This window comes from Paenibacillus sp. EB106-06-01-XG199, assembly GCF_058791575.1.
In genome coordinates, this window is sequence record NZ_JBYTDQ010000001.1 from 968,617 (window position 1) to 982,965 (window position 14,349).

Here is a 14,349-nt window from a genome sequence, read left to right on the forward strand (position 1 = left end):
GGTTAACCCTCCTGTGTGATGGTGGCAGTTATATAAACTGAATTGGCTATGGATGTTTGCGCGACTACGTTTATATTGCTGCCCGCATTACATAAAATAGTGACAGGGATGAAATCCCAATCATCCGGGGCCATTGTTGTTAAATACGGTAAAACAACTCTGCTTTTTGAACCTCCCATTCCCGCATAATTGACATTAATTGCTACATCCCGTTGATTAGATACATGCAAGCAAATCTTTACTGTGTACATACCTGTGGTTGGGATCGTGTATGTTGCCACCGTAGTGGATGCGGTTGTCGTTAACGGCACACCATTAATAGCTACTCTATTAGCAGCTACTCCCGGAATTTTCCCAGTGGCATCTGTAGTAACAACATCAGTCCAGCGACTCCAATAATTCGCTTCGGTTCGTGTTCTAAACCTCTTCCGTGGAGTATCAGACCCGACGTTTGTAGCTTCTTGAACCATATAGCCGCTGGAGTTCCTGTACACATTTAACAAACACCAGTCTAATCCAGGACCATTAACATAATCGTTACTTGCTCCTAAGACGTACATTCCCAGCGCGGTTTTATTGTTTAGGTCCTCTCCTGAAGAAGGTAAACTTCTACTAACAAAGGAGTTGCCCGACTCACTAGTCATTACTTCTACCCAACTACTCCAAATACCCTGATCGGTGCGAGTTCTATAGTACTCAAAGGAGCCAAACACTTGAGTGGCTGTTTGTTTTACAAATCCACCGCCTCCAGCCGCCCTCGAAACCGTTAGAACGTAATAGGAGTCTACTGGAGGGCGATGGACGTAGGATGCGTAGTAATCACTTAGGAGCATGTACGAACCGTTACCGTTATAGTCATTTAAGTCTGACCCAGCAGGAACGATACCTCTTTCTTTGAAAATGCCGATGTCATTTTCAGCACTGTACACTCTAGTCCATGTGCCCCAAGCACCCGCTATTTTTCTTCTGTACCACATTCCGTTTCTTCCAACATCAGTAGTATTAATGGGCATGAACGTTTGCACGGCATAAGAGTTGTCAGCGTTCCAGCTAGTATGCGTAAGATATCCTTGATTAGCGCCGTCTGCGCCAGCCCAAAGACTTCCTGTCCACGATGCGGCAACAACATAAGAGCCGTTGTGCACAAGTGTATTGGCATTACCTACAGTTTGCCCTACTCCAAACAAACCCGATGTATTTGCACTGTTCAAGCTCTTCCGCCAAGCCGGATAGTAACCCACCCCATTGTTAACGTAAATAAACTCGCTACTGTTTGTATCGGCGTCCACAGCGTTGGTCGTAGGTGTCGTAATACGGATTGTATAATGGTCAGAGTTAAGGGAGCCAATTACTTCTACAACCGCCCCCGCAAGATGTATTAAACCAAGGCCTGTGTCCGTAATATGGACGTTAGTAGCATAGGACCAATCGCCCCGACCAACCCAGTATCCTCCCTCGGGGGAATGTGCTCCCATATTCTTAAGCATCGTTATAAACTCAGGAGTCGTAACGCCCGTATCTGTCCCGCCAAAAGTAACGTACCTCCCTGTCTTGGCATATCCGACAGCATCAGAATTTGTGAGAACGGTCTTCCATTCGCCCCATGTGTCGCTGCTGTATAGCGCTTGACGGTACTTAATTGGGGCAGATATATTATACGGATAAAAATACTGAGTGACTGCCGTAGCCCCTACCCTATCGTTACCTCTGACTGAAACAACAGTGCCGTAAACTGCGGGCCAGCCCGGCGAGTTGTTAACAAAGAAAGTAGTCTCTCCTCCGGGGTAGGTGCTTGGGGCGTCGGTCGCTAGTCTAAAATTTTCGGCACTTCTTGCATCCACCCCGTCAAATATTGCAGCTCTGTTTTGCACAGCGATGTTGAGCCATGGACCCCATTCCGTTTCTATGCGCGTTCGATACCATTTACCGTATGAGGTGGTTGTTTGGGTGGCTTCCTGCACAATATAACCGTTACTTCCCATATAGACGTTAAGGATACCCCAAGGTGCTGTTAATGGCGGAGCGTTAGCTGGTATGTTTCCGTAAATCTGGTAAGTACCCGGATGGATATATTCGTTATAGTCAGTGCCTACAATCCCCTTGGTTTTGAATACGCCCACGCCACCCTCAAGATTCCACGGTCCCCAAACGCCTTGATTCACCTTTATGCGTGAGAACACGTCCCCATCAAGCATGCGTACAATTTGAATAATCCAGTTGCTAGAGCCGTTATAAACTTCTGCGTTACTAACAATATTTTCTAAGATGCCGTAACCGCTCGGTTCTGGACTTCCGGTCGCGTCGGGGGAAATTGTCCAAATGCCCGCAGTGAAAGCCGTGTTCAGGTTTGTTATGCCACCCTGACCACCCAGCGAATTATATGTCTTGTCCCTTGGCACTTTACCACTCGCATCAAGATCAGCCACGCCACCAGCTGCGCCTTTTTGCCCAATAGGGATTGAAGCAGCCTTTGCCGCATCCCTTGCAGCATTAGCTTTAGTTGTAGCATCTAAGGCAGCAGTATTGATAGCGGCGTCTCTCGCTGCATTTGCCTTTGTCTGTGCCCCGACAGTTGTCTCTTTGGCGTTCCATGTATCGCGTTCGGCTGTCATGATGTGACGTGTATTGTCTCCGGCATGTGCATCGATCTTGTCGAAGTTTTCATTAAGCATTGTTTCAATGTTAAATGTATCGTCGCCGTCTGTTGCCGGGTTCTTTTTGTATAAATTTAAATTTGGTGTATTACTTGGCATAAGGTCTCTCCTTTCATGCTTGATCTAAGAACGGCGCAAAATCGGTAAGCTTGTGCTGCTGCAGTTGATTGATGGTCATAACATTGTTGATTTCTCTGATAAGGAGATAACGATATTTGTAATCTACGTCCATATGAGCCGGTTTTATTTCCTCAATAGCTGCCTTCAGGTCGTCCAGGTTCGGCGGAATGCCTAGAGTGTCTATAAAACGGACTGTAAAAGCATATTCTGTAGGCCGGAACGCAACATCCACGGTTCCGCCATCGTACGCTTCGGCCACATTCTTAACCAATCGTCCAGAGAACTTTCCCGCTCCTCTAAGCTTTGATTCGATCACGGAACGCCGTTGTTCAATAGGCTTTAAGGCATCAACAGTAAGATTGAGTTCGTTTTCCCAGATTTCTATTCCCCATGTGGCAGTACTGACAAAGAACTGATCCAGCACCTCATTAAGTGCCTGAGTAAAATAGTCCAGCTCCACGCCTTTTGCATTCAAGTCAGCCTTCATGACCCGTGATCTCTCGTAATACGCTGGGAGGTTGGCAAACATCTGTTGCCCACTAGAGCTGGTGATAGCAAAATCACTCATGGGCATCAACCGTTCCCAGCACTGCGACCTGACCCGGGTTAATCTGGATGTTGGTATCTGACTGCCCATTAACGGTCAGATTGGTAAAATCGATAATCGGTGGAATATCTAGCAATACTGCTGCGATTCTTGTATATCGAACGAGCGGATCCACAAAAGCAAGCTGTTTTAAGTAGGTGACGACTCCGCTTTGAATCAACGTTTTGACGGCAGAAAGAGTGGCTCCAGATGCAAGAGTAAGCTTAACTGAAATATTAATCGGTACCTCCACTGCCGGCATGACCGTTACGATCGGGCCAGCCGGCGCCGCCCCTTCCCCCTGCCCATCCTGAGTAGGGTCAATATGCTCCTGAACCGACGATACAATGCTTGCGTTAGCAGCGCGTTTGTCTGTATCAAGAAGGTAAATGCCTACTGTACCTGGGCCCTGCCATAAGGGCTTAACCTGGACCGCTCCCACACCAGGAATCTCACTAGCCCATTGTAAGTAATGTGCTTTGTTACCGCTTGTCCCGGGATTGCGCACGCGCAGGTAATAACGCTCAAGCAAGGAGGCATCCGTTTCAATGTCAGCGCCACCCGAAATGGCAGTTTGATTAGTTACCGCCGTCACTCCGCTGATTGGCGTGCTCATAATTTCAATTACGCCGGCTGGCACGATCCCTGCCACTCCAGCCACCAGAGCACTTATCGGCGCGGTTCCGGTACCGCCGGATGTTATCGTTACAGCCGCAGTAGTCTCATACTCGGTACTTGATTCACCAGAGACCTCATCCGCTGGCGTAGCTACAACCGTCCCGGCTGGAATGACCTTACCCGGAGTGCCCGTAAAGGTTACTTGACCTACTGCAGCCACCGCATTGCGGCGCGGAACACCATGTTCTGCTGCCCGTAACGTTAGCTCCTCGGAACGATAAGCGGGGTCTGTGCTCGCTGCTGTACTCGCGAAGCCGCGGCGTAGAATCTCTCGGGCCCAAATCGCCGCTTCTGACAGCGCGAATGCTACCGGCTCCTGTGCATCCCAAATAAAAGAGCCCTCGGACTTGTCAATGTCCTCGGGCACTCTGTTCAGCATGCGCTGCATGATTTCTTCTTCGGTTTGGTCCTGCAGGTAAAGAGGTAAATCAGACATTAGGCATCCGTCCTCCCATCAATGGTCTCCGATTCTTCCCGTACGTTAGTGATGGTACAGGAGAAATTACAGGCATCATCTGCCCATGTGAAAATGAAATTGCTAACATTGGCCGTTCGTGGGTCTACCTTAAGTGTTTCAGTAACGATCCGCTGTATTTCACTCTCTTGAACTGCTTTGCTGTATCCGCGGCCAATAAGATCGTCGAATTCCTGTCCGTGATTTCTTGAGTAAATGACATGTCTGTAACGAGGTGTGCGCAACGCTTTTTTGCACCACTCCACCCAAGCCTCTTTCTCGCCTGCTGCAGCCACCTTACGTGTCGGAGTCATAATAAAATCACCAGCTTCATAGTCGAAGCGCCAACTCCGGCCAAATGTAACCTCGGAGCTAGGCGTTTCGTCACTTTCTGAGCTGTTCCATCCAATATCATCCGGGAAGAGATTAGCCACCTGTATCCACCACCCTGCATATGACTACTACATCATTGCCTCCGTTTACAGGGATAGTGAGCACTCTATCCCCTGGCTGCAGCCCGGCCGCCATATCCACTTGCACATCTTTGATTTCCTTCGCGGGGACGTTGAATGTGGCTGTCCCGCTCCCACTGCCGGTGTTTATCGTCCCGGATAAGCTGTATGCTGGCATCCCCAGCGTTACCGTCCACCCAGCGACAAGGTAATCTTGAATCTCATGTTTGAAGTTATCTAGCTTCAGACCGGATCCGGTGATTGTACCCATCTCTGCAGGAACGCCAGACATCGATTCCCCAAGCCTTTTACTAAAGGACTCCTGAATTGCCTCATGCAGTACATCGTATGCATCACCCATATTTCAAGAAATACCTCCTTTTTACGTAATCCGCTGTAGCCAGGTCTAAATTCATGTGTCCCGGATCCCCTAACATATGAGTAATAGACGTGACAATCTTCTTCGTGCCATCCAGGAATACTGCATCTCCGGCGCGAAGTGTATTAATGTCAATTCCGGTATATGAGATGGTTTCTTGTGTCCCGGTAAGCATGGATTCTGCCAGTTTCTTGCCGGCCGCCGCGGTCTTCACATCCTCATCCTGAACCATCCTCTGCAACGTGCCGTATTTCTTGGCTTCTCCGGTGGCAATCGCAAGGATTGGAGAAGGAGTCTCTTCATTGCTACCGGATTTTTTGGTACGGGTTGTCTTCTTGCGGTCCTCCGTACCGATTACCTTCACTTTTGTTACAGCTCCCTCCAATGTACGGCGGCGAGATACATTCTCTGTCGCCTCTAGCACCCACACAGTCGAATTGCTGCCCACTTTAAAGAGTTCCAGACCGTTAGTCGTCATGCGGGGGATATACATTTCCCCGCCCGCTTTTACGGTCTCCTGCAGGTCAGCGGTAATCATGCTGTAAATCGCTTGGGAGCGGTAAACGGCCTTTTTCAGCTTCGTCTTGGTATCCGGGATGGTTGAAAGCTCTATTCCCCAGTCTGCCGCATACTTTCGGAACCGCTGACTGGCCGTTTGCCCAGCTGGGAATAAGTATTCGTCCTCGGACTTAGCTATATAAATGGTCCGGTCATAAATAGTTAAATCCAATACCTTGATATTGTCTGTAGTGCTATTGCATTCCCACACCACTCCTGGGTTTAATAGCGGCTTCCATTCGCTTTTTCCATAAGGAATACCACTAATGCGGATTAAATCCGCCGGATTGATGGCTTGCATAGAAGCCGGAACAGCTATTCTTACGGTTGCCATGTATGATATCTGATCAAGTGAATCTTTGAGTGAGATGCTTTCAATGATTTCCCGGAGATAGTACTTGTCCAGATGTACAACTTCATAGCTCATGTAGGCATCACCAGCTTCTGACCTGGTTTAATCTTGTTTGGATCCGGACCAATTGCTTTCTTATTCAATGCATAGAGTGCCTCCCATTTTCCGCTGTTGCCAAGTTCCAGTTTAGCTATCTTGGAGAGGGAGTCACCGGGTCGGACTGTGTACGATTTCGGTACTTTCTTGGTATCAGGCCGACTGGTAGATGCCGCATTTTTAACAGAAGTTGCTTTTTGCTTAGCTGCTCCAGCCTGAGTATGAACCCGTGGCTCTCGCCAAGTCCGTAACGTAAGATCAAAATAAACGTCTCCCGGCTCACCGCCGCGGTACGTTGTATCATGCACGGATATAATTACAAGGTTATTTAAGGGAGAGCCAGTAATTATGAAGCGTACCGGCTGCTTTCCCACCATATAGGTTGTTAATAGGTTCATTGCTTCGTAAGGGTCAGGGATATTCTGTGTCACACAGTACGAATCCGGCTCCTTGGGAAAAAAAGAAGAGAAGGTGATTTCCTTCACCTTCTCCCCACTCGGATAATCAAACTCTCCGAATCTTACTATGTTCACCGTTTCGAATCCTTTTCCACGGTTGATTTTAATTTCTTCCGGATTGACCGGAAAGACGAAGTTTTTGCCCGCTCCGTCTATAAGGTGTAACTCCACTCTAACACCCCGTTTTCGTGAATTGCTCATGATGATTTACCACAATGTTTAATTAAATATAAATACGAAATACATAATTACAAGCCCACCCAAAAAAGCACGAAAAAACTCTTTAGAGAACGCATGTTTATTGTTTTCTTTATAGGCCCAAATTGCATTACGGACTGCGATTATAGTAGCTATAGTCGTAAGCATTAAGAAAAGAAAATAAACCCAAGGATTAAGAAATGCTGACCCGATCCATGTTAGAAAATCCATTAGAAATCCCTCCCCTCACATGCTTTTATTCTCCATATGAAGGGGGATTCCTTTTATTACTTAATATTTTGTGTTCTTCGACGCATTTCGGCAGCAATCCGGCTCCCGACTTGCAGTCCAATGGCGTCATAATCAAGGTCTTCCTGCTTCACGTTAACCTGTATAGCACCGTAAGGAAGTGTGACATTGATTTGATTCGTTGTTTCTGCCTTTATATTACGTATTCCACTTTCCATGCTACTGATCTGGTCGGGCGATATAAACACTGTCTGCGGTTCAGCGGGTTTTTCCAGCCTGCTCATTGGCAAAGACATACTATTTGGTAAAGTAACGCTGGGTTTCGTCGCATTCATAGTGCTAATCTTGGATGCAATTGTTTCCAAGCTCTTGCTTAAAATATCGGTAACAAGTGGTGCCGATGGTTTGGCAGGCTCGATAGGTCGCGGTGTATAAGGAATTGGAGTACGATTGAGAACAGCATCCAAACCAGGATACGGGTTACCTATAACAGCATCGACCTCAGGGGCGATTGTCTGCTTTTTACCGTACACAAGATCCATAAACTTGTTGCTTAAGCCCTTCCCTCCAAAGCTACCGCCTATTCCACCGCCAATACCACCAAGTATAGCTCCAATCGCTGTACCCGGGCCTGGAACTACGGAACCAGCTGCCCCTCCGAGAGTTGCCCCCGCCCACGCACCGGACCACCCGCCGACTGAAGACCCAACTTTTTCAGCTCTGTCTCTTCCGGGATCCGCCGTAGCTATAGAGTAAGCATCGACGGCCGCAACTAACGGCAAGGCTACTTTTGAAGCTAACTTAACACCAGGCATTGCAAAATCCTTTGGTGGGTTTATTCCTTTTCCACCAGGGCGATATCGTGGGTCTCTTCGCAACTCATTCCAAGGAATTTTTGACTGGCTGGCATCAGCTACACCTGCTGCCGCTCCTCTGGCTGCAGATTCTCCGGCAATTATAGCACCTTCAGAACCTGCAACACCTGTTGGAGTTTTCCCTGCTAATGTTTGTACTACACTCTTGCCTTTTCCGATAATTGTTTTGCCTATTTCAACAGGAGTTTTCAGAATATTATTATACAATCCACTCAAAATCGCTGAACCGACGACAACCGCTCCACCCGCTAATGCAGTATTTCCCACTGAAGGTTCATTAACGGCATTACTAAAAACATTACTTACAGCATTCGCTGCTTTCGTCGCAATCGCTCCAGCATCAAAGGCTTCAATAAACGATTGAAAGAACGCCGCTCCTGCAGATTCTCCAGCTGTCTTATATGGCGATTCATTGCCATCATCCAGTAACCCCAAAGCGCCCATAAACACACCCTTCAGCGCTCCTCCTAATCCCGCTCCGATCTTGCCGGCCATATTCGCCACAACACCTTGTCCTGTACTACCCCACCATGTATCAAACTGAGCCTGCAGGTCATCGAAAATAAATCCGATCTTCCCTTTGAAGCTAAGGTTCTGGAATTCCGTATTATTTAAGAAATGAGTTTTGACATAGGATTCAGCTTGTGAGGTCATATTCTCCATGGCTGCAGTAAGTTCCGGTGTATATCGGGATACGACTTGGGATAACTTTGTTACAACCTTCTGAATAATCGGCATTGTTGGAAGCAAGGCTGAAATTTGGAGTGTTTCTAAAGCCCCTTTGAACATTTCCACCGCTCCGGAAGCAGAGTTCATCTTATCCTGAGCAACTTTCAATGCAGTCACGTTGGACATTTCCCGTTGAAAGTTCTTGATACCTTTGGCGCCTTCCTTATACAGAATATTTGCTGCCCGGATGGCATCTGTACCAAACATCTGCTTCAGGTAATACTGTCGCTGTTCGTTGGTGAGCTTCTTCAGCTTGCTCTGCAGGAGATCAGCAATCGACGCCATATCCTTGATATTGCCTTTTTCATCGTAGAAAGCAGAGTGCAGCAGACCGTTGGCCATCATATAATCTTTGGTCATTTTGGCCGCTTTTGCTGTACCGGGTTTAATTCCCGCTTGCGCAGCTACAAACTTATCCATTGCAGAAGTAATATCTTTCACAGATGAAGAGGCTGGATTTATGCCCGCTTTGGTCAATTTCTTCATACTTTCTGTTACATCAACGGTCAGCAAATCAAATTCTTTGAAAAGGTTGTAGGCCTTTGTCGTCTCCGGCACCAAATTCAGCAAGAAGGTTTTCAGCGATGTACCAGCGTCACTGCCTTTCAATCCATTGTTACCGAATACCCCTAGTGCCAGGTTGGTATCAAGGAAAGAGGTGCCGACCCCGTCCGCTACCGCTCCGACCATTGATAAGGAATAGCGCAGATCGTTAAGATCAACTGCTGAAGCATTGGCGGTGCCCGCTAAGATATCAGAAGCTTGCGCTGCCGAAAGAGCATCCTTTTTATAAGAATTTAAGGATGTAGACATGAGTTCTGCTGATTCGACCATCTGCATGCCGCCGGCGGTCGCCAAGTTGAGCGCCTCACTGAGGCCGCCGTCTTGAACTTTACTCACAGATAAACCAGCTTTAAGGAGCGCTTCCTCCCCTTGAGCCGCTTCAAGAGCGTTATACTTCGTCCTCATGCCTTCCGAAAGTGCTAGAGCTTGCATTTTTCCAAGTTCCGAATCAGATATTTGGGTCAAGGCTTGAATTGACTTCATTTGATTTTGAAAATTCATTGCTTTCTGCGTAGATTTCACACCCGTATATACGGCTGCTCCGGTAAGCATAGCCGCACCGGTAAATGCTGTATTTACCGTGACGCGGAATGCCTTCCTTGTGAGGCTACCCAGCATAGAGGATACTTTCCCCAGGCCTGCTGTCGCCCGATCAACGAGCCTTACTTCTGGCCGAGCGTTGATGCGGTCCAACCGGTTAAGGGAAGAGGTAATCCGGCCTGCTGGCGCGGTTAGTCGGTCATTGAGTTGGACCGTTGGGTTCATACGGGTCCGACCTAATGCCGCCGCTCGCCGCTGTGCCTGTTCCATCATACGTTCAACGGCGCGGAGCTGCTGTTCTGTCCGCTCTACGCCGCTTGTGCCAATCACAAGGTCTAACTGATAAAATTCATTAGCCATTGGTCACCCGCCTTCCTCGGCGCCCGTTCGGTATTGCCGGCATTCCCGGAGGAGACTTAGAAATAATATCAAGTTCCCGTTCCGTGAACGCCCGCAGGAGCATCTGCTCACCCTTGGGTAAAGACCAAAACGCCCCGGGGCGCAAATCATGCTTTGTCCACAAATGGAATAATAGCGTGACCGTTCCCCCGGAGCGGGTTAGTTTTTTAGTTCTTCAATATCCACACCGAAACCAGAGAGCTCGAGCACCTTGTCGCCTACTGCGTCCAGTTCCCCGGCCAGCAGCAGCCGGCGGACCGCTTGATCACCGCCGGACAATTTTAGTTGACTGGTGATTCTCACGTCCCCCCAGCCCTCCAAGACAAGCTTCTGTTCATTCTTTTCCCCGTAATTCTTAATGACTTCAATGCCTTGTGTAGCTTCTTGAATCAGTGTGGAGTTAAATAGTTCATTGTCCATCTTCTCCACCTGGACGCCCTTCACATTCTTTTTGGATGTGCAGCGCTCCCGGATGCTGTCAACTCGGCTGGAGGTCAAACCGTTCAGCGTGACGCGCAGCCCCAGACGTTTAATATATACAGATTCCTCTGGAGCTGTAGCTGCCGTTTCGAAAAGTTCAGCCAATATCTGTTGTTCACTTAATTGTTGTTCGCTCATTGTGTATTCCTCCGTTTATAGTAGTTGAAATTAAACAGTCGCAATAATTGGATCAAGCAATTCAAACCCTTCGAATGTAAACGGTGTTTCCTCCGTCACTTCCTCACCAGCGGTCCAGTTGGCAATTTGCATACTGTCCGGCATGCAGCGGATCAATCGAATGGTTTCGTGCCCATAGGCTTCCGGGTCGTCTAGTTTGGAAATGATATCGAACTTAGAGAATTCCCTTTGCAGCATTGAGGAACTGACCTTGTAACCGCTGATTGTGCCTGTCCCGCTCTTGGCACCGATTTTGTACTGCTTCCAGTTGTAACCGACCAAATTCAGTTCCCGCTTATCCACATCGATCTTTGCTTCCAGATGGTTAATGTGCGTTTGCCAAACCCCATCAATAAAGGCCTGCCCATACGTGCCAAGAATAACTCTGCCTGGATCTAATGACATTCCTTATCCCCCCTTATTGCACGTTAAACGTGCCGAAAATTTGTTCCATAACGTCCGTATCATCTGCCGTCCAAGTGAGGAAGACTTGATCATCTTCAGGTGTAATCGCAGGAGCTGACCCGTAGTATCGCGGGTCAAGTGCGACATTGTAGCCCGCTGACTCAATTACACCTTCTGTAGCCAAGGTCCGTAGATAATCCTTGCCCGCTCCAATCAGAGCAAGTCGGCCCTCGGCGGTGTTATTGACCTTGCCGATATAGTTATCCTCTGCAGTTTGCATAAGATCGTAATTAATTTGATCCATGACGCGAATCTTCCGGATTTTCTTCCAACCTTTGTTCTGGCCTTCTCGTAGAGAGACCAGACTGTTAATGCCTTTCAGTACCTTGACCTTGCGGCCATCATGAATAAGCAGGAAAACCCCGCCTTTTACAGCTGTCTCCTGCTCAGAACGGGTCCAGCGCCGTGTGACATCCTCGAAAGGTGAAGCGGCATAAGTGGTCGAACCGCTCAATGCGGTACCCGCTACAAGGCCGGCCACCCATGCGGCAGTTTGAGCGGAGCTATAGGCGACTCCATCAAGAATCCCGCCGTCTCCAACATTAATAATGCCTTCATAATCAATAGTGGCGCTGCGGGAGATAGCCGTACTCACCGCTGTAGCCCCTGTATCTTCCGCTGCAGAGCCTCCGAGAGCGGCAACGATACCTTTGCCCTCTGAACGTAATCGCTTTACCCAGGAGACCACACTCGTTCTCAGTGCTGCATCAGATACACCATCCAAAGCGAGCACATGAAAATCCTGTGTCTCAAATGCACCAAGAGCAGCAATATAATCCGCATTCGTGATGCCTGATATTCCGGAGTTACCGCCTGTCAGCTCAATATTTGAAACATCTGCCAGGATGCCGTTACCTGGTAGTAACTCGGAAGCAATGATCCATATGTTTCCGGCATCCTCATTAATGGCAGCCACTGCCGCCGCGATGGTCCCGCTTATAAATGAAAAGGTTCGCAGGAGGGTTGTGCCGTCATACAGTTTGATATCCTTCTTGGAGTTATCTACCAAGTTTGTAGCAACGGATAAACGGAAGTTATTACCGCGGGCTCCTTTGTACTTGGCCTCAATTTTTAGGGCGTTCACCGGTGTTGCCGTGGTATCCTGGAGCGTTTTGGTTGCAAAGGCAGCTGAAGTGTCTCCTAAACGATAAGTCAGCACCTTTTTGGGTTGAGCCAGCAGTGCCAATCGCAAAGTGGTACGAGCGGTGGCACCACCGGTCTCATCATCCGTGAATAGAGTTGTGATTGCAGCCTCGCTGCCCACCTCTACAAATTCATTCATTGGCCCCCAGTGAGCCTTTACCGGCAATACGACCGTCCCCCGGGAGCCTGGTTTAATGGCAGCCAGCGCAGCAGCTTTGAAAACCATATATAAGCCTGGCAATTCCGGCATGTCCGTTGCACTCCATGTTCCTCCTGCCATTTACAGCACCTTCCTTCTTAAAAAGTCATTAATAAGCGCCCTTGCCTCATCAACGGTCAATTCTGTTTTATTACTGCCATACAAAGCGCCCTCCAGCACTTCCGGACCGCATGAAAAAAGAGCTCCGGCATGTGCCAAAAGCTCTTGAACAGGTACAGAAGGTTGTTTCGGCTGTGCTGCAGCTTGTTCTTTCTCTGCCACGCTTACCACCTCACCCTTTATATTCGTTTATAATTCACTCCAGCTATCAACGGGCCTTCATCTACTAACTTTTGAACCTTCCGGCTTAACGTAATGGTAACTTGCCCCTCTTTAATGGCATCCGCTTCTGTGTTCGATTTCGTATCTTTCACAGTCATGTATCTCCGGTCCAACACATCAAGCGGGATCTTCGGGACGCTGCCGATCGCCTCAATGAGCTTCAGCACACTATAATGTTCCTGATTCCCATCCGGACCGAGGACATGAGCTGTGAACCGCTTCGTAAGCTCAAACATCCCAACCCCTAGCGGCTTGGCCTCCATCCCGGTGATCCTCCACATGATAGAGGAGCGGCTATAACCAACAGGCCAGACGCCCTTATACACATTCCAGTCCGGTCCGAATAGTGTTTCGGTCCAGGAAGCCAGAGCATTGAGCCAGGGGTCTGAAGTAACCGGAACACCGGCACCCATCGGTTGCAGTGCCATCACAGCAAATTGCATGCCGCGTGTAATGGCATCCCAGTCTTCGTCTACGGTATCCTGAGAGGAACCTATATAAGAACAGGTGAACACTTCCCCCGCTTCCGTGACAAGCGGCTCAGCTACCAGAGCGGCAGCTATTTCCTGCTCCAAATCGTCAACAACCTCGAAGCTGGTACGCGACACATAGGGCCATACCTCAATGATCCGCCGGAAGCCTACCCATGCAGATTCGTTATCATCGTCACCCTGCAGGACAACCGCATAAGGCTTCACGCTGCTTTTGTCAGCTGCGTGCGGCTCATATACATCCGTCAGAGCGGGAATGGCTTCAATAAGTCGGTTTCGTATTGCATTTCTCACGTCATCCCCCACCATTTCGCAAGAGCCTGCTTAATTTTACCCTTATATTTCTTAGCGGTCGGCAATACAATCGGCCGGGCCCGGGTGCCGGGATGGTTTACCTTCTTCACCGGGTGCGCCGCTCCGCGCCAGTAAAGGGCCTTCTTATTCTTCGGCCGGATCACATGCGGCTTCGTCCCTTCTTCCAGGTAGAGGCCATATTTGACGCCATGGGCAAGATACATCAGAATCTTATCTTTACCCAACGGGCGGACGCCGCTGTGAAGTGATCGCCGAGCAGTGGTGGTGCGGTCCGTCCAGGTCGCCTTACTTTTCATTTCACCCTCTGCTGTTTGGGCGAGGTTCTGAATAATGGCGAATGAGCCTGCCCGTTTTCGCTTCATATGAGCACGAACATTGTCTCCCAATTTCGGCACA

General features: G+C 48.7%; 14 protein-coding genes. All 14 read right to left on the minus strand.

The genetic code is table 11. The features are described 5' to 3' along the window. Window positions 1-2 precede the first annotated feature (2 nt). Entirely contained in the window at window positions 3-2,753 is a 2,751-nt protein-coding gene (locus AC3WT9_RS04620; protein ID WP_492407383.1) for a pyocin knob domain-containing protein, read from the minus strand. 13 nt (window positions 2,754-2,766) lie between these two features. Beyond that, window positions 2,767-3,342 (minus strand): YmfQ family protein, encoded by a 576-nt coding sequence (locus AC3WT9_RS04625; RefSeq protein ID WP_492407384.1) that lies wholly within the window; start codon window positions 3,340-3,342, stop codon window positions 2,767-2,769. Continuing rightward, the gene (locus tag AC3WT9_RS04630) at window positions 3,335-4,474 is read right to left on the minus strand and encodes a baseplate J/gp47 family protein (protein WP_492407385.1); all 1,140 of its coding nucleotides are present in this window, start codon (window positions 4,472-4,474) and stop codon (window positions 3,335-3,337) included. Before AC3WT9_RS04630 ends, AC3WT9_RS04625 begins: the two co-directional genes overlap by 8 nt. Further along, the gene (locus AC3WT9_RS04635; RefSeq protein ID WP_492407386.1) at window positions 4,474-4,926 is read right to left on the minus strand and encodes a DUF2634 domain-containing protein; all 453 of its coding nucleotides are present in this window, start codon (window positions 4,924-4,926) and stop codon (window positions 4,474-4,476) included. Before AC3WT9_RS04635 ends, AC3WT9_RS04630 begins: the two co-directional genes overlap by 1 nt. Continuing rightward, window positions 4,919-5,305 carry a hypothetical protein gene (locus AC3WT9_RS04640; RefSeq protein ID WP_492407387.1) on the minus strand — a complete coding sequence of 129 codons (387 nt, stop codon included), beginning with the start codon at window positions 5,303-5,305 and terminating at the stop codon, window positions 4,919-4,921. Before AC3WT9_RS04640 ends, AC3WT9_RS04635 begins: the two co-directional genes overlap by 8 nt. Next, window positions 5,298-6,308, minus strand: a complete 1,011-nt coding sequence (locus AC3WT9_RS04645) for an XkdQ/YqbQ family protein (protein WP_492407388.1) — start codon at window positions 6,306-6,308, stop codon at window positions 5,298-5,300. Before AC3WT9_RS04645 ends, AC3WT9_RS04640 begins: the two co-directional genes overlap by 8 nt. Further along, on the minus strand, window positions 6,305-6,958 hold the full coding sequence (locus AC3WT9_RS04650; RefSeq protein ID WP_492407488.1) for a LysM peptidoglycan-binding domain-containing protein: 654 nt from the start codon (window positions 6,956-6,958) through the stop codon (window positions 6,305-6,307). The genes AC3WT9_RS04645 and AC3WT9_RS04650 overlap by 4 nt, the downstream gene beginning before the upstream one ends. A 314-nt stretch (window positions 6,959-7,272) precedes the next feature. Next, complete coding sequence (locus AC3WT9_RS04655) at window positions 7,273-10,302, minus strand: phage tail tape measure protein (RefSeq protein ID WP_492407389.1); 3,030 nt, start codon at window positions 10,300-10,302, stop codon at window positions 7,273-7,275. 198 nt (window positions 10,303-10,500) lie between these two features. Further along, window positions 10,501-10,959, minus strand: a complete 459-nt coding sequence (locus AC3WT9_RS04660) for a phage tail assembly chaperone (RefSeq protein WP_492407390.1) — start codon at window positions 10,957-10,959, stop codon at window positions 10,501-10,503. Between the two features lie 30 nt (window positions 10,960-10,989). Continuing rightward, a complete protein-coding gene (locus AC3WT9_RS04665; RefSeq protein WP_492407391.1) occupies window positions 10,990-11,403 on the minus strand; it encodes a phage tail tube protein in 414 nt (137 codons plus the stop codon). Window positions 11,404-11,416: 13 nt separating this feature from the next. Then, window positions 11,417-12,886: a phage tail sheath family protein gene (locus tag AC3WT9_RS04670; RefSeq protein ID WP_492407392.1), complete on the minus strand. Its 1,470-nt coding sequence runs from the start codon at window positions 12,884-12,886 to the stop codon at window positions 11,417-11,419. Further along, window positions 12,887-13,087 (minus strand): YqzN/YkzM domain-containing protein, encoded by a 201-nt coding sequence (locus tag AC3WT9_RS04675; RefSeq protein WP_492407393.1) that lies wholly within the window; start codon window positions 13,085-13,087, stop codon window positions 12,887-12,889. It abuts the gene before it with no gap. Window positions 13,088-13,104: 17 nt separating this feature from the next. Beyond that, window positions 13,105-13,932: a hypothetical protein gene (locus AC3WT9_RS04680; RefSeq protein ID WP_492407394.1), complete on the minus strand. Its 828-nt coding sequence runs from the start codon at window positions 13,930-13,932 to the stop codon at window positions 13,105-13,107. Then, window positions 13,929-14,348, minus strand: coding sequence for a hypothetical protein (locus AC3WT9_RS04685; protein ID WP_492407395.1), 420 nt, complete (start codon window positions 14,346-14,348; stop codon window positions 13,929-13,931). The genes AC3WT9_RS04680 and AC3WT9_RS04685 overlap by 4 nt, the downstream gene beginning before the upstream one ends. Between the last annotated feature and the right edge of the window lies 1 nt (window position 14,349).

Coding starts and splice junctions, on each gene's coding strand:
- AC3WT9_RS04620 (WP_492407383.1), bottom strand. CDS start 2,753: ATGCCAAGTAATACACCAAATTTAAATTTATACAAAAAGAACCCGGCA.
- AC3WT9_RS04625 (WP_492407384.1), bottom strand. CDS start 3,342: ATGAGTGATTTTGCTATCACCAGCTCTAGTGGGCAACAGATGTTTGCC.
- AC3WT9_RS04630 (WP_492407385.1), bottom strand. CDS start 4,474: ATGTCTGATTTACCTCTTTACCTGCAGGACCAAACCGAAGAAGAAATC.
- AC3WT9_RS04640 (WP_492407387.1), bottom strand. CDS start 5,305: ATGGGTGATGCATACGATGTACTGCATGAGGCAATTCAGGAGTCCTTT.
- AC3WT9_RS04645 (WP_492407388.1), bottom strand. CDS start 6,308: ATGAGCTATGAAGTTGTACATCTGGACAAGTACTATCTCCGGGAAATC.
- AC3WT9_RS04655 (WP_492407389.1), bottom strand. CDS start 10,302: ATGGCTAATGAATTTTATCAGTTAGACCTTGTGATTGGCACAAGCGGC.
- AC3WT9_RS04660 (WP_492407390.1), bottom strand. CDS start 10,959: ATGAGCGAACAACAATTAAGTGAACAACAGATATTGGCTGAACTTTTC.
- AC3WT9_RS04665 (WP_492407391.1), bottom strand. CDS start 11,403: ATGTCATTAGATCCAGGCAGAGTTATTCTTGGCACGTATGGGCAGGCC.
- AC3WT9_RS04670 (WP_492407392.1), bottom strand. CDS start 12,886: ATGGCAGGAGGAACATGGAGTGCAACGGACATGCCGGAATTGCCAGGC.